Below are 15,488 nucleotides of genomic sequence, written 5' to 3' on the forward strand. Positions count from 1 at the left end.
TTGGCCTAACCGGATCACCGGCCGTCCCGTCCGTATCCCGCCGGGTGGGTCGGCCCGCTCTTGTAGCCTGAACGCCATGACGCTCCGGGGGACGAAGATCGCCATGTTCCTCGCCGCCGTCGCCGCCCTCCTGACCGCGGTCGTCGCCGCGCCCGCCGCGGCGGAGCCGAAGGGCCGGGTCGTCGTCATCGGCGTCCCGGGCCTGACGTGGAGCGATGTCGATCAGGCCGCCACTCCCGCGCTGTGGGCGCTGACGGCGAAGGGCGCGGGCGCGAACCTCAGCGTCCGGACGACCCGCGCCGGCACGTGCCCCACGGACGGCTGGCTGACGCTGTCGGCGGGGCAGCGGGCCCGGCTCGCGCACGGCGAGTGCGCGCTGCCGTCCGCGCCGGTCCTGCCCGGCGGGCCCTCCCCCGCGGGTGCCGTCCCGGCCGGTGGGGCGGCCGCCGCGGGCTGGCCCGCGATCAAGACCGACAACGCGGCGACGTCGTACCACGCCCGGGTCGGGCTGCTCGGCGACGCGGTGCGCGCGGCGGGCGGCTGCACGACGGCGGTCGGGCCGGGCGCGGTGTTCGGCGCCGCCGACGGCTCCGGACGGGTCGACCGCTACATCGCCTCCCCCGACAAGGCGTCCGCGGACGACTGGAGGCGGTGCGCGCTCACCGCCGTCGACGTCGACGACGTGTTCCGCGCCTACATGACCGCCGGCGTCGACGCGCGCGGTGACCAGGTCCCGGTCGGCGCGAGGGAGCGCGCCGCGGCGGTCGCGGCGGCCGACCGCCGGATCGCGCAGGTCGTCGCGGGTGTCCCGGCCGGGACGACGGTCCTCGTCGCGGGGCTGTCCGACACGGGCGTCAACCCGCATCTGCGGCTCGCCGTCGCGCTGGGCGGCGGCTACGGGACGGGCCTGCTGCGGTCGAGCGCGACCCGCCACGACGGCCTGGTCACGCTGACCGACGCGACGGCGACGGTGCTGGAGGTCCTCGGCCTGCCGCAGCCGAAGGAGGCGGTCGGGTCGGCGTGGACGCGGGTTCCGTCGGACGCGGGCGCCGCCGACCGCGTCGAGCGGCTCGCCGACGGCGACGTCGCCGCGCAGGCGATGCGGCGGGTGCAGACGTCGTTCTACTGGGTGCTGTTCGCGACGCAGCTCGTCCTGTACGGGGTCGCGATGCTCGCGCTGCGGCGCCTCGGCCGCGACCCGGGGGCGCGCGCTCGGATCCTCGGCGGCACGCGGGTGATCGCGCTGATCGGCGGGGCGGTGCCGTGCGGTTCGTTCCTCGCGGGGCTGGTGCCGTGGTGGCGGGCGCCCACCCCGACGATCATGCTGGTCTGTCTGGTGCTCGGCTGGGCGGGGCTGCTGACGGGGGTGGCGCTGTCGGGGCCGTGGCGCCGGTCGGCGTTCGCTCCCGGCCTCGTGATCACCGGTGCGACGGCGCTCGTCCTCGCCGTGGACGTGATGACGGGCTCGACGCTCCAGCTGAACTCGCTGATGGGCTACACGGCGCTCGTCGCGGGCCGGTTCTACGGGTTCGGCAACCAGGCGTTCGCGCTGTTCGCGGTCGCGGCGGTGCTGACGGCGGCGTGGCTGGCGGAGTTCCCGCTGCGGGCGGACGGCCCGCGCGGCGCCCCGTCCCGGCGGGCGGCCCTCACGGCGGTGGGGATCGTCGCGGTGATCGGCGTGGCCGCCGTCGCGGTGGACGGCCTGCCCGCGTGGGGCAGCGACTTCGGCGGCGTCCTCGCGATGGTGCCGGCGTTCGCGGTCCTCGGCCTGCTGCTCACCGGACGCCGCGTCTCGCCGCTCAAGCTGGGCCTGTTCTGCCTGGCCGGAGCGGCGATCGTGCTGCTGATCTCGTATCTGAACGCGCGGTCGGCGAACCCGACGCACCTCGGCCGCTTCTGGCAGGACCTCGTCGCCGGGGACGCCTGGGACGTCGTCGCCCGCAAGTTCGACGCGATGCTGAACAGCCTCGGCTACTGGCCGTTCACGCTGCCGCTCGCCGCCGCGATCGGGTTCCTGTTCTTCATGCTGGCGCGCCCGACGCGGTACCGGGCGTCGCTGCTGGACCGCGCCTACGCGCACAGCCGGACGATGCGTCCGGCGCTCATCGGGGCGCTGGCCGTGGGCGTCATCGGCACGCTGGTGAACGACTCCGGGCTCGTCATCATGTCGGTGGCGTTCAGCCTCGCGATCCCGCTGATGCTCGCGGCCGGGGTGCGGTCGCTGGAGCTCGACCTGGCCGCAGGCACTGAACCGTCAGCGCCGCCAGCAGCGCGGTCAGCGTCCACGGGATCACCGTCGGCCTGACGACCGTGAACAGCCAGGACAGCTCGTCCGGCATGCCGATGCGGCGGGGCGCGCGGGCCGGCAGGTAGGCGAGGCTGAGCGCGGTCGTGTGGACGAGCAGCACCCAGTCGACGCGGGTCGCGGCGAGGAGCGCGAGCAGCGCCCAGCCGAACGCGTCGTACCAGGGCAGTTCGTAGGGCGCGGCGAGCAGCCAGGCGAGGACGAGCGCGGCGGCCGTCCGCCGGTCGCCGTCCTCGTCCGCCGGCAGGACGCGGACCAGCAGCACGACCAGCCCGAGCATCAGCAGCAGGGAGCCCGCCTTGATGGCGTCGCGGTGGTCGCCGCGGCCGAGGGCGATGTCGACCAGGTGCCAGGGGGTGGCGAGCGACACCATGCTGCTGGCCTGCCCGACCTGGTCGAGGACGTGCGGGCCGGCGAGCAGGTGCGCCACCGCGGCGACGATCCCCGCACCGCCGGTCAGCGCGACCAGCCGCCGCCATCGCCGTTCGCGCAGCAGGGACCAGGCGGGTCCGCCGCCCGCGAGCGCCGCCGGCATCTTGATCGCCGCCGCGGCCCCGATCAGCACTCCCGCGAGGAGCACGCCCGAGGATCGGAATGCCCCGCGCCACCGGGACGCGCCGCGCCATCGGAACACCGTCAGGGCCGCGACCATCGGTGCGATCGCGAGGACGTCGTTGTGCCCACCGGACATCAGGTGGAACAGCATCAGCGGGTTGCACGTCCACAGCAGCGCGGCACGCAGCCGCCGCTCCGCGGAGGGCGCCGCCCGGTGCAGCAGCAGCGCGGTCGCCGCGAACGCCAGCGCGTTGACGGCCGACAGGGCGAACACCGTCAGCCGGACGGACCCGCCGCCGATCCACGCGGCGAACGCCTGCTGCGCCGTGGTGATCGGCCCGTACACCGACGGGGTCGTCCGCCACTCCTCCGGCGCGCCGGCCACCGGGTCGCCGGGCAGGTCGTCGGCCCGTGTCGCGTACGGGTCGTGGCCCGTCGCGGCCATCCGCCCGTACGAGGCGTAGTTCAGATGGTCGCTCGACCCGACCGGCGGCATGAACATGAACGCGGCGGCGGCCAGCAGCCCCGCCGCGACCAGCGGAAACGCCCGGACGCGCCAGCCCCGCCGGAGCGCGTGCAGGCAGGCCCCGAGCCCGGCCGCGCCGGTCGCGACGCCGGCCGCGACGAGCCCGACGACCAGGAACGGGGACGGGTCGGCCGCCAGCGCGTACGGGGGCTCGCCCGGCGACCCCGCGAGGACCGGCTGGAACACGGACGGGCCGAGCAGCGCCGTGCCGAGGAAGCACGCGAGGCCGGTCCCGATGCCGCAGAGCCCGGCCGTCCCCCACCGGCGCGCCGCGCGCGCGCCTTCCGCTCCGGGGGGAGGTTCGTGGCCCTGACCGGGGGAGCCGGGGCCGGGACGGCTCATGCGCGGCGGCCGCGCAGCCGGTCGGCGATGACGGGCTCGCGGGCGGCGAGCGCGCGCGCCACGTCCCGGAACTGCCGGGCGCGGTGGACCTGCGCGTGCCAGTCGGTGCCGGTGGCGCGGTGCGCGAGCGGCACCTCGACCTCCCGGACCCGGAACCCCTGCCGCAGCAGGTCGATGGTCAGCGCGGTCTCGACCCCGAACCCGGGGGCGAGGGGGAGCGCCGCGTCGAACGCGGCGCGCGTGAGGCAGCGCTGCCCGTTGAGGGGCTGCGTCGCGTCCCAGCCGGTCGCGCGGCGGATGCCCTCCCTGGACAGCCGGACGACGAATCCGTGCCCGCCGAGCTTCACCGTCGCCGAGAACACCGCGATGGTCATGTCGGCCTCGCCGGCCCGCACCGGCTCGACCAGCGGGGCCGCGGCGGCGGCGGTGTCGGCGAGGTCGGCGTCGAGGAACAGCAGGTGGCGGCCGGGGTCCAGCAGCCGGACGGCCTCCGCGCCGGTCTCCATGGCGGCGCCCTTGCCGCGGTTGCGGCTGTGCCGCACGACGCGCGCGCCCGCCTCCCGCGCGACCTGCCCGGTGCGGTCGGACGACCCGTCGTCGACGACCACGACAAGGTCGGCGCCCGGCAGCTTCCGCGCGGCCGTGACGGTCGCCGCGATGCGGTCGGCCTCGTCCTTGGCCGGGATGATCACCGCTACATCCTGCATAGCCGTGATCGTAGTGGGGCGCGGTCCGCGCGGGGGCGAACATGAGCGCGGGCCCGCGGGATGTCCCGCGGGCCCGCCTGTCGACTGTTCGGACTAGATGGCGTCCAGGGCGGGCGCGGCCTCGCACACGGTGAACACGGTGTCGAGCCCGGTGACCTGCAGGATCCGCTTCACGGCCGGCCGCGGCGCGGCGAGTTCGAGCGATCCGCCCCGCTCCTTGAGCCGCTTGAGGGCGGCCAGCAGGACGTTCATGCCGGTCGAGTCGCAGAACTCGACGCCGCTGAGGTCGACCACGATGCGGTCGATCTGCTCGCGCAGCAGGCCGGCGAGGGCCGCCTGCAGCCGCGGCGCGGTGTACAGGTCGAGCTCGCCCGTCGCCGTGACGACGGCGTTACCATCTTGAGACGCGGTCGAGACGTTTAGCTCCACGACGGAACACTATCCCGGGAACGGCCGATGGGCCAGAAGTTCACCGAGACCCGTGTGGCGCGATCGTGCGACACATGTACGTGTCGGGAACGCCACACGCCGTGAGCACCCCATGGGGGCGTCCATTCCCCTCGTTCCCCCGCGCGCGGGGGCGAAGTGCGGAAAGCTGGGCGGGTGCGACGGGCGGACGCACGGCCGCCGGTCGAACGTCTGTGCATGGGGGTGCGCAAGAGGTGAACGACCGAACGCCCGACCCGAGGGAGGCGCGGCTGCGCGAGCGCCTGGAGAGCATCCGCTCGCGCTCCGCGAAGTCCACGTCCTGGGGGTCGTCCACGCGCTACCTGTCCCGTCTCGTGAACCGCGACGGGCTCGTCCCGGTCAAGGCGAACCTCACCCGGGAGGACCTCGCGTTCCTGTCGGAGGCGCGCGACGAGGTCATCGTGTTCGCCGAGCTCGGCGTCCGGCTGGTCGATCTGCACCGGCCGCAGGAGGCGGGCGGCATCACGAGCGATCCAGGCAGCCCGATCCTCCGCTGCCGCGCCTGCATGTCCCGCTGGCCGTGCCCGACGTTCCGTCTCGTCTTCGAGGCCCTGGAAGCCTGAACGCTTCCGAAGACGCCGGGAGCCGGAGACGCCGCGAACGCCGACGGGCGCGGCATCCCCCGATCGAGGTGCCGCGCCCGCCGAAGCAGATCGCCCTGGCCGGTCGTGGAGCGGGTCAGTCGCCCACGACGAGGCCGAGGGTCGCGCCGATCCCGTACACCTTCCAGGTGCCGGGGCCGTACGTGACGGCGCCGGTCACCGGCCGGACGCCCGTCGAGCGGCCGCGCAGGACGGTCAGCGAGCCCTCGTCCGCGTTCTCGCCGGGGCCGCCGACGACCAGGTCGCTGTAGCCGTCCCGGGTCAGGTCGAGCAGCGCCACCTGGTAGCCGAACTTGTCGTTCTTCTCGGCGCCGCCGGGGACGCCCTCGGTGTCCTGCGACAGCCACTGCGCGCCGCTGCCTGTGATGCCGGACGCGGAGCCGAGCAGCAGGAACAGGCCGCCCGCGGTGGTGGCGGAGCCGACCTTGGTGCCGGGCGCGCCGATCGCGAGGTCGGCACGGCCGTCCTTGTCGACGTCCGCGGCGGACAGGTCGGCGCCGAACCGGTCGCCGGTCGCCGGGGTGCCCGGCACGCCGGCCGTCGCGGTGTTCAGGACGGTGCCGGTCGTCTCGAAGCCTTCGGCGGTGCCCTTGTAGAGGCCGATCTCGCCGCCGGTGTGCCCGGCGTCGCCCGGACGGCCGACCGCGAGGTCGCCGTAGCCGTCGCCGTTGAAGTCGCCGACGGCGGCGCCGCCCACGGCCGGCGTCTTGATGGAGGTACGCGAGTTGAGCGACCGGCCCTCGTTGGTCGGCTGGGTCAGCACGACCCAGTTCTGCTCACCGGCGGCTGCTTCCGGGTCGTACCAGGTGAGGACCAGGTCGGGGTGCGCCTTGGTGACCGAGTACCCCGGGCGGACCTTGGCCTGCACGGAGGGGGCCGCGGCGGCGCGCACGTCCGCGCGCCCGCCCGGCAGGGGCAGCCGCTGGTGGACGAAGGCGCGCGTGCCGCCGATCCGGGCGGCCTTGGCGGACTGCGAGGAGATGCTGGGGTCGAACGCGAACCAGCCCCAGCCGGCGGCGCCGGTGTAGGCGAGGTCGGCGTTCTCCAGGCCGTTGAAGTTACCGGCGGCGAGGCTCGTCCCGGCGCGGGCGCCGTTCGGCAGGCCGCTCTCGAACGCGTCGGTGGTCGCGTAGGTGGACAGGCCCGAGGACATGCCCCAGAAGATGGTCAGCGCGCCGACGTTGGTGGCGGAGCCGGAATCCTCGTCGGGGGCGCTGACGGCGAGGTCGGCGAAGCCGTCGGAGTCGAAGTCGGCGGACGCGACGGCGTAGCCGAAGTGGTCGCCGGACTCGGCGGTGCCGCCGACGCCCGTGGTGTTCTGGTGGATGACCTGCCGCTTGGCGGTGTTGAGCCCGGCCGAGCGGCCGTAGGTGACGGTGACGAAACCGGCGCCGCCCCGGCCGCCGACCTTGCCGTGCGGGCTGCCGACGGCGAGGTCGACGTAGCCGTCGCCGTTGAAGTCGTAGGGCTTGGCCGGGGTGGCGGCGGACGCGGGGGCGGCGGTGACGGCCGCGAGGCCGAGTCCGCCGAGTGCGGCGGCCGTGGCGGTGGCCACGGCGCGCGCGAGAAGACGAGTGCGCAAGGGGTGAGACCTCCGGGAAGCGCGCGCTTGGACTGGCGCGCGTTACAGAGGTGACTCCCGTGCCCCGCTTCCGGTTTACCCCGATTTGATCTCGTTTTCGGTTGTCTCGTCAGCCGCCGATGACCGCACCGAGACGGGCGCCGCCCGTCCTGGCCCCGAACGAGCCGGGCGTGTATCCGGACGCCTGCGACGACAGCCCCGCCGAGGAGCCCCGCACGACGGTCACGGACCCGCTGTCGCCGTTCTCTCCCGGCGCGCCGATGCCGAGGTCGGCGCGTCCGTCGCCGTTGTGGTCGAGGAGGGACACGGCGTGGCCGAACAGGTCGTAGTCCTCCGCCCCGCCGGGGACGCCCCCGGAGTTCTGCGACACGGCGCGGGCGCCGCGTCCGGTCAGCCCGGACGCCGAGCCGAACAGCACGTAGGCGCGGCCCGCGTCGGGCGCCGAGCCGACGTCGGCCTTCGGGGCGCCCACGGCGAGGTCGGCGCGTCCGTCGCCGTTGGCGTCGCCGACCGCGAGCGAGGCGCCGAAGTCGTCCTCGTTGACACCGAGGCCGGGGACGCCGGACGTCCGCTGGTCGATGGCGTACGGGCTGCCGACGCCGAGCCAGGAGCCGCGGTGGACGGTGACCCGGCCCCCGGTCGACGGCCGGTCGAACGTGTCGCCGACCGCGACGTCCGCCCTGCGGTCGCCGTCGTAGTCGGCGACGGCGAGCGCGTGCACGGGCGCGTACACGGTCGTCGACTTCGTGAGGCGGCCGTCCGCGCCGCCGAGGAAGACCGTGAACCCGCGGCGGCGGTTCACCTCGGGCCCGTTCGTGTCGTACCAGGCCGAGACGACGTCGCCGCGCCCGTCGCCGTTCACGTCGCCGGTCGCCAGCCACGTGCCGTCGACGTACCGTCCGGTGACCTTCTGGGAGCCGCCCTTCCCGGTGAAGGAGATCCAGGTGAAGCGGTCGGTGCCGGGCACGGACACGAACAGCTCGGGCGCGCCGTCGCCCTGGACGTCGCCCGCCGCGAGCGACTGGCCGAACCGGTGCCGGACGCCCGCCGCGGAGCCCTCGCCGCGCGTGCTCGCCCTGCCGAGCCCCGACGGGGAGCCCCACAGGATCGTGACGATGCCCGCACCCTGGTTCTCGCCGGGCGCGCCGACGGCCAGGTCGGCGTACCCGTCGCGGTTGAAGTCGGCGGACGCCAGCGCGGCGCCGAACCGGTCCCCGGTCTCGGCGGAGCCGGGCACGGCCGATCCGGCCTGACCGATCACCTTCGGGCGGGCGAAGCCTTTCGCCGTGCCGAGCGCGACGCTGACGAAGCCGGCGGCGCGCCTGCCGCCGGCCGTGCCGTCCGGGCTGCCGATCGCGATGTCGCGCCGGCCGTCCCCGTTGAAGTCGTAGGGCCGGGCGGGGGCCTTCGCGGCGGCGGGGGCCGCCGTCATGAGGGTGAGGCCGCAGATCATCGCCGTGCTCAGCGCCGTCGCGCCGGCGATCCTGGAACGCACCGTCCACCATCCTGTTCACATGGCGTCCAATAGATGTCGGCACGCTACGCCGCGTAAGTATTCGCTTATGGGGCGTGACGCGTCCCACATCAGGGCCGGTGCGCGGCCATCGTTCCTGATCAGCGCGGTGAGACCGGCCCGGACGTGACGGCGGCCACCGCCGCGGTGATGATCCAGATCACCGATGAGTCCCTGATCACAGCGCGAATCCGCAGGTCAGTGTGCTAGACGCCGGTGAGCGGCAGGCGCACCTCGAAGCGGCAGCCCGGCCCCTCGTTCGCGACGCTGATGCGCCCGGCGTGGGCCTCCACGATGCCGCGCGCGATCGCGAGCCCCAGCCCCGCGCCGCCGCCCGGCGTCCGGGCCGCCTCCCCCCGGAACGCGACCTCGAACACGCGCGGCAGATCGTCCGCCGGGATGCCGCCGCACGCGTCGGAGACCGTCACCCGCGCCTCGTCCGGCCCCACCTCGCCGACGATCTGGACCGTGCCGTCACCCGGCGTGTGCCGGATCGCGTTCACCACCAGGTTGCGGAGCGCCCGCCCCAGCTCCCCCGTGTCGACCCGGACGGGCGGCCCCTCCGCCACGTCCCCGCGCAGCCGGACGCCCTTCGCGCGGGCCAGCGCCTCCGTCCCCGCCACGGCCTCCTCGACGAGCTCCGCCAGCGCGACCCGGCGCCGCGACAGCCGAAGCGCGCCCGCGTGGATCCGCGACAGCTCGAACAGGTCGTCCACCATCTCGGTCAGCCGCTCCGTCTCGACGCGGATCCGCGCGTGGTAGCGGTGGACGGTCCCCGCGTCCGCGACCACCTCGTCCTCCAGGGCCTCCGCCATCGCGCGGAGCCCGGCGAGCGGCGTGCGCAGATCGTGGCTGACCCACGCGACGAGCTCCCGGCGGCTCGCCTCCAGCGCCTGCTCGCGCTCGTGGGCCGCGGCGAGCCGCCCGTACGCGGCGTCCAGCTCCCGGGACAGCTCCGCCAGCTCGGCGGGCAGCCGCACCGCGGGCGGCCGGAACCGGTCCGCCCGCACGGCCTCCACCAGCACCCGGTTCGCGGCGACGAGCCGGCGCCCGAGCAGCACCGACACCGCCATCGCGACCAGCCCGGCGGCCGTCACGACCGCGAGCACGACCGTCCGGTCATGGTCGTTGAGGATCATCATCAGGGAGATCACCACGATGCCGGAGATCGTCGCGAGGACCGTCGCCGCGCCCACCACGACCAGCTGCGTCGCCACCGACCGCCCCCGCAGGACGTGCAGGACGCCGAGCCCGAGGCCCGCCACGACCAGCGCAGCCAGCGCCGCGTAGTACCCGACCCACAGCAGGTCCTCGAACGGGATCATGCGCCGTCCCGGGGCTCGTAGCGGTATCCGACCCCCCACACCGTCACCAGGCGGCGCGGCGCGGCCGGGTCGTCCTCGATCTTCTCCCGCAGCCGGCGCACGTGCACCGTGACGGTGGACGAGTCGCCGAACGTCCAGTCCCAGACCTGTGCGAGCAGTTCGTCCCGGGTGAAGGCGCGGCGCGGATGGCGCAGCAGGAACGCCAGCAGGTCGAACTCCCGGACGGTCAGCGAGAGCAGTTCCCCCCGCAGGGACGCCTCGTGCGCCGCGACGTCCACGACCAGGTCGCCGTCGCGGAGCGGCGCCGCCGCGACCACCGGGACGAGCGCGCCGCGCGACCGCCGCAGCACCGACCGGACGCGCAGTGCCAGCTCGCGCGGGCTGAACGGCTTGGTCACGTAGTCGTCGGCGCCGGTCTCCAGCCCGGCGAGCCGGTCGGTCTCCGCGCCGAGCGCGGTCAGCATGACGATCGGGACGGGCGACGTCGCGCGCAGCCGCCGGCACACCTCCAGCCCGTCGACGCCGGGCAGCATGAGGTCGAGGACGACGAGGTCGGGCGGCCGTTCGGCGGCGCTGCGCAGTGCCGCCGGGCCGTCCGCGACGCATTCGACCTCGTGGCCGTCACGGGCCAGGTACCGGGCGACGACCTCCGCGACCGTCGGATCGTCGTCCACCACGAGGACCCGCCCCGCCTGTTCAGGGATCACCCCTCCACGCTACGGCGGTGCCAGGCGGATCGCGCCCCGCGTCACCGCACCGTAAGAAGTCCGGGGGGCCTCAGGGTCGGGTCCCCCTGGAGTTCAGGGTCGGGGTCGTCCCGGAGGGTGATGACGTGCTCCGGGGCGCCGCATACGGTTGGGGCATGAGCAGAACGATCCTCACCATCGTCGGCGTCGTCCTCGCCGTGTGGCTGGCCATGACCGTCGTCGGCGCGATCCTGTCGATGATGAAGACCTTCCTCTTCATCGGGTTCGTCGCCGTCGTCGTCGTCCTCGCCGTGACCGCGGTCTCCAAGATGACCAAATCTCGATAGGAACCTCTTGCCGCAAGCCGTGCGGGGCCCGCATTATGCCTGGACCAGGTGCTCAATGGCGAAAGGACCTGATGTGCCGGGCTTGACCGAAGTACTGCGCGAACGCGCCGAGCTGCACCCCGACCGCCTCGCGTTCATCGCGGGCGACACTCGCACCACGTACGCGGACTTCGACCGGCGAGTCGACCGGGCCGCCGCGGCCCTGGCGGCCGCGGGCATCGGCCAGGGCGACCGGGTCGCGATCCTCGACAAGAACTCCCTCGAATACGCCGAGCAGCTGTTCGGCGCCGCCCGCATCGGCGCCGTCCAGGTCCCGGTGAACTACCGCCTCGCCCCCGACGAGGTCGCCTACATCGTCAACAACGCGCGCGCGAAGGTCTTCATCGTCGGCCCCGACTTCGTGCCCGTGCTGGACGCGATCGCCGACCGGCTGGAGCACACCACCCACCCGATCGTCATCGGCGGCTCCGGCCACTCCTACCGCGACTACACCGCGTGGATGGACGAGGCCGACCCCACGCCCCCGGCCGTCAAGACCGAGACGTCGGACGTGTTCGTCCAGCTGTACTCGTCCGGCACCACGGGCCTGCCCAAGGGCGTGATGCTGACCCACGACAACTTCAACGCGGTCCTCCCGCTCACGAACGACCTGTGGGGCATCGACGACTCGACCGTGCTGATGGTCGCGATGCCGATGTACCACGTCGCGGGCAACGCCCTCACCGTCTGCACGATCTTCGACGGCATCACGGGCGTCATCAGCCGCGAGCCCGACCCCACCCTGATCGCGAAGGCGATCGAGGAGCACAAGGTCACGCACATCTTCCTCGTCCCGGTGCTGCTGCAGTTCATGCAGCTCATCCCGGAGGTCGCCGAGTGCGACCTGTCGAGCCTGAAGGTGCTGCTGTACGGCGCGTCCCCGATCAGCGAGGACGTCCTGCGCGGCGCGATGCGGATGCTGCCGAACACCGGGTTCATGCAGGTCTACGGCCTGACCGAGACGACCGGCGCGATCACGATGCTGCCGGTCGAGGACCACGACCCGGACGGCCCCAACGCGCACCGGCTGCGCAGCGCGGGCATCCCCAACCCGGCCACCACCCTCAAGATCGTCGACCCGGGGACCGGCGAGGAGCAGCCGCCGGGGAAGGTCGGCGAGATCCTGTGCCGCACCCCGCAGAACATGAAGGGCTACTGGGAGATGCCGGACGCCACCGCGTCCGCGCTCCTCGACGGCGGCTGGTTCCGGACGGGCGACGCCGGCTACCTCGACGAGGACGGCTACCTCTTCATCCACGACCGCGTCAAGGACATGATCATCTCCGGCGGGGAGAACATCTACCCGGCGGAGGTCGAGAACGTCGTCATGGCGCACCCGGCCGTGACGGACTGCGCGGTCATCGGCGTCCCCCACGAGAAGTGGGGCGAGACCCCGAAGGCCGTCGTCGTCCTCTCCGAGGAGGCGTCGGAGGCGGACATCATCGCCTACTGCCGCGACCACCTCGCGCACTTCAAGTGCCCGACGTCGGTCGACATCGTCGACGCGATCCCCCGCAACCCCACCGGCAAGATCCTCAAGCGCGAACTCCGCGCCCCCTACTGGGAGGGCCAGGACCGAGCCGTTCACTAGGCGCCACGCATGGAAAGCCCGTGGTGATCCGGCATCCGTCGATCCCGTCGACGGTGCCGGATCACCGTGAGCCGGGGCTCGATCGTGCCGGAGAGCCGAGCACCGCGCAGATCGCAGGGGCGGAAGGCGTGTCAGTTCCCCTTCTTTCGGGCGATCGCCGTCAATGCCACGCTAGGCAGCCTGTGCATCACCGGTATGAGTTTCTCGTACGAATCCCCAAGACTGTCCGTGTACCTCAGCCGGACGTCGAAGGTCTTGATCTGCAGCAGCGCGTCCACGGTGAACCAGGCCGCCTTGATGCCTTCGGCCGGCGATTTCACCACCGGAAACGGGGCTCCCTTGCTGTACCACCGAATGAAGTAGTCCACGCCGTCCCTGAGGCCGCGAGATCCAAATTGATCGTTCACCACCGGTAGGGGGACCCAGTGCTGGACGTTCTCGCCAATGGGCTGATCGGCGAACCGCACATAAAAGCTGAGGTCATCGATGACGGCGATCCCCGGTCCGGCGTTGTACAGCCAGAAGCGCCAGATTTCGCTCCGCGGGTCGAAAGAGGATCCTTCGTCGTCAACGGCGCTGCCCGTGACGGGCCGTAAGGACCGCGCCCACTGCAGGCGCCCCATGAAGAGGCCGACGAAGATCGTCAGTATCGTGGCGGTCGTTGACGCATTGAGGATGCTGAAGCGGTACGGCCAGTCGCTGGGGCTCGGGGAGTCGGTATTAGCGCGGATCACCTCCCACAGCAGGTTGATCGAGATCATTACGATCACAACGATCGGCGCGCCGAAAAAAAGCCTTGATCTGCGTATGACTCTGGTGGTTCCGAAATCAGGGTCCTCTTTAGGGATCGAGGGCATGTAACCACCCATGCTGCGCTCACTCGACGGTCCGTGCGCTTCACTGCAGGAACTTGTCCGCCATCTCGCTCGTGATGGCAAGGCGTACGTGATCCCGCCAGTCTCCGCCAATTTTGATGAAGTTCGGCGAGTAACCTTCCCTCCGGAACCCGACCCGCTTCGCCAGTCGTAGTGACCTCGTGTTCCCGGGCTGGATGTCTGCTTCCAGCCGATGCAGGCCCAGGTCCTGAAAAGCGAACTTATAGACCAAGGGGAAGGCTCGGGTCATGTATCCCATCCGGGAGAACTTGGAAAAAACCCAATAACCTACGACGGCTCGCTGGTAGGGACCGCGGACGACCGCTGTCAAATTGATGAACCCGACGATGGGGTCGCCGTCTCCCGCGCACACCGCTATGGCCTCATCGTCCGAGTTCTTAAATCTGTCCATATAGCGGTAGAAGCTGTCTGATGAACGTGGAACCACCACCCATGGACGATGGAATGCAATGCTCTCGACGGCCGACTTGATGAACTCTTCCTCGTCATCCGCTGTCAGCCTGCGGATCATCACTTGGCCCGTTGAGTAAAGGAAGTCCTGATGCCGAGGAATCATCTTGCGAATGGTACAGTGCAGCGCTACCGCCCGCCTAGGTTCAGCAAGAAAGGATCAAGAATGACGCCCTGGCCGAAATCGGTCATGGCGAGATATGTCAGACCAGTGAATCCGTAGTGATCGCCCGACATGGTCGATGACCATTGTCGGCCGCCGACTGCGCGAGGGATTCATGGAAGCTCGACCGGGCGTCGCTCCGCGATCGCGACGGGCGGCGTCAGTGGAAACGGATGACGGCTGAGAGCGGGCGGTGGTCGGACGCGCGGACGGGCGCGTCCGGCACCGCGCACGACACGCCGGCCGACTTCGAGATGAACAGGTAGTCGTTCTTCTCGACGTCCTGGCCGCGCCAGTCCTGCCGGGTCTTCTCGCCGGTGCGGGCGCCGCCGGGCCCCTGGTCGCACTCGTCATAGGCGGCGTAGAGCGGGTCGAGGACCGGGCTCTCCGGGCGTTCGGCGAGGTCTCCGCCCACGACGACGCGGACCGCGGACCCGGCGAGATTCGCGAGCGCGCGCGCCTGCCTGCCGCGCCACTCGCCGTCCTCGGCGCTGAACTGCGTCGCGCACACCCGGGCGCTCCAGGACGCGACCTCACCGCACACCGCGACGCGTCCGGCGCCGGCGGGTGAGGGGAGCGCGACCTGCCGGACGTCCGTGAGCGCCGCCCTGGTGCCGACCGCGACGCCCAGCCTGCCCTGCCCGTTCGCACAGGCGCGGCCCTTCGGCGCGGGCGCGAAGGCCCAGCTCCAGGTGCCGAACGGGTCGATCTTCTTGAGGCCGTCCACGTGACCGGAGCACACCCGCTGGAGGAACACGGCGTCCGTCCGGACCCTGCGGCCGCCGACCTCGGTGGCCCGCATCTGCTGCGCGATCTGCCGGGTGAGCTCGGCGGGCCGCGCGCCGAGAGGGCAGCCCGGCTCGGCGTCACCGCAGACGTTCCAGGTCATCGCGTTGACCGTGACGGTGGACGCCTCGCTCGCGGAGTCGGCGAGGGCGGGTCCGCCACCGGACAGGCCCTCGATGGCGGCGCCGGCGCCGGCGGCGGTGACCACGGCGGCGGCGGCGCAGACGGAGAGCAGGGGGATCAGGGCGCGGGGGGCTCGCACACGGACTCCAGGAAAGGGGGTGGATCAGCGGGGTTACGTGGAATCCCACCACATCAAGATCGCGTTCGCCACCGGTTCGCGACCACGCGGTCATCCACGTTACGCGAATTTCGGCCCCGCACCGCCTCCAGATCAGCCCATCACCAAACCACACCGGCCTAAGTCGTCGTCCGCGACGGCAGGCTGAGCGCAGCCGACTCCTGCGGGGCGCTCATGGAGCCGAACGTGACCGTGGCCGGACGCCACCCAGTGATCTGATCACGCGTCGGCGGCGTCCGGCTCCCGCAGCGCGTACACCCACGCGAAGGGCTCGGTCAGAAGTGTGCGGCGCCGCTTCCGCCGT

At 72.5% G+C, this 15,488-nt stretch carries 13 protein-coding genes and 1 pseudogene; 4 read left to right on the forward strand and 10 right to left on the reverse strand.

Annotated elements, in window-relative coordinates:
- Positions 1-76: 76 nt before the first annotated feature.
- Positions 77-2,305, forward strand: coding sequence for a hypothetical protein (locus IE99_RS33075; RefSeq protein ID WP_037559481.1), 2,229 nt, complete (start codon positions 77-79; stop codon positions 2,303-2,305).
- Between the two features lie 193 nt (positions 2,306-2,498).
- On the opposite strand, the pseudogene mptB reads toward IE99_RS33075, so the two are convergent.
- The 3 genes and pseudogenes from mptB to IE99_RS29240 form a co-directional block, all read right to left on the reverse strand.
- Positions 2,499-3,728: pseudogene (mptB, locus tag IE99_RS33080) on the reverse strand (polyprenol phosphomannose-dependent alpha 1,6 mannosyltransferase MptB); the annotation flags it as partial.
- Positions 3,725-4,435, reverse strand: a complete 711-nt coding sequence (locus IE99_RS0115590) for a glycosyltransferase family 2 protein (RefSeq protein WP_030170373.1) — start codon at positions 4,433-4,435, stop codon at positions 3,725-3,727. The pseudogene mptB and the gene IE99_RS0115590, both read right to left, overlap by 4 nt.
- A 93-nt stretch (positions 4,436-4,528) precedes the next feature.
- A complete protein-coding gene (locus IE99_RS29240) occupies positions 4,529-4,864 on the reverse strand; it encodes an STAS domain-containing protein (RefSeq protein ID WP_030170376.1) in 336 nt (111 codons plus the stop codon).
- A gap of 233 nt (positions 4,865-5,097) precedes the next feature.
- On the opposite strand from IE99_RS29240, the gene IE99_RS0115600 reads away from it, so the two are divergent.
- The gene (locus IE99_RS0115600) at positions 5,098-5,466 is read left to right on the forward strand and encodes a hypothetical protein (protein WP_030170378.1); all 369 of its coding nucleotides are present in this window, start codon (positions 5,098-5,100) and stop codon (positions 5,464-5,466) included.
- Positions 5,467-5,581: 115 nt separating this feature from the next.
- Here IE99_RS0115600 and IE99_RS0115605 read toward each other — a convergent pair whose 3' ends face one another.
- The 4 genes from IE99_RS0115605 to IE99_RS0115625 form a co-directional block, all read right to left on the reverse strand.
- Positions 5,582-7,087: an FG-GAP and VCBS repeat-containing protein gene (locus tag IE99_RS0115605; RefSeq protein ID WP_157610330.1), complete on the reverse strand. Its 1,506-nt coding sequence runs from the start codon at positions 7,085-7,087 to the stop codon at positions 5,582-5,584.
- A gap of 109 nt (positions 7,088-7,196) precedes the next feature.
- Entirely contained in the window at positions 7,197-8,582 is a 1,386-nt protein-coding gene (locus IE99_RS0115610; protein ID WP_030170385.1) for an FG-GAP-like repeat-containing protein, read from the reverse strand.
- Positions 8,583-8,806: 224 nt separating this feature from the next.
- Positions 8,807-9,925, reverse strand: coding sequence for a sensor histidine kinase (locus tag IE99_RS0115620; RefSeq protein ID WP_030170388.1), 1,119 nt, complete (start codon positions 9,923-9,925; stop codon positions 8,807-8,809).
- Positions 9,922-10,632, reverse strand: coding sequence for a response regulator (locus IE99_RS0115625; protein WP_084219521.1), 711 nt, complete (start codon positions 10,630-10,632; stop codon positions 9,922-9,924). The genes IE99_RS0115620 and IE99_RS0115625 overlap by 4 nt, the downstream gene beginning before the upstream one ends.
- A 155-nt stretch (positions 10,633-10,787) precedes the next feature.
- On the opposite strand from IE99_RS0115625, the gene IE99_RS32415 reads away from it, so the two are divergent.
- Together IE99_RS32415 and IE99_RS0115635 are read left to right on the forward strand one after the other, a co-directional pair.
- Complete coding sequence (locus tag IE99_RS32415; protein ID WP_169744436.1) at positions 10,788-10,958, forward strand: hypothetical protein; 171 nt, start codon at positions 10,788-10,790, stop codon at positions 10,956-10,958.
- A 73-nt stretch (positions 10,959-11,031) separates the two neighbouring features.
- Positions 11,032-12,588, forward strand: coding sequence for a long-chain-fatty-acid--CoA ligase (locus IE99_RS0115635; RefSeq protein ID WP_051712554.1), 1,557 nt, complete (start codon positions 11,032-11,034; stop codon positions 12,586-12,588).
- 131 nt (positions 12,589-12,719) lie between these two features.
- Here the strand turns inward: IE99_RS0115635 and IE99_RS0115640 are convergent, their stop codons facing one another.
- From IE99_RS0115640 to IE99_RS0115650, 3 genes are all read right to left on the reverse strand, one after another.
- Positions 12,720-13,457 carry a hypothetical protein gene (locus IE99_RS0115640; RefSeq protein WP_157610332.1) on the reverse strand — a complete coding sequence of 246 codons (738 nt, stop codon included), beginning with the start codon at positions 13,455-13,457 and terminating at the stop codon, positions 12,720-12,722.
- 28 nt (positions 13,458-13,485) lie between these two features.
- A complete protein-coding gene (locus tag IE99_RS0115645; protein WP_084219522.1) occupies positions 13,486-14,040 on the reverse strand; it encodes a GNAT family N-acetyltransferase in 555 nt (184 codons plus the stop codon).
- Positions 14,041-14,257: 217 nt separating this feature from the next.
- Positions 14,258-15,145, reverse strand: coding sequence for an endonuclease/exonuclease/phosphatase family protein (locus IE99_RS0115650; RefSeq protein WP_030170403.1), 888 nt, complete (start codon positions 15,143-15,145; stop codon positions 14,258-14,260).
- Positions 15,146-15,488: the final 343 nt, after the last annotated feature.

The organism is Spirillospora albida (assembly GCF_000718255.1).
In the GTDB taxonomy this organism is placed as follows: domain Bacteria; phylum Actinomycetota; class Actinomycetes; order Streptosporangiales; family Streptosporangiaceae; genus Spirillospora; species Spirillospora albida.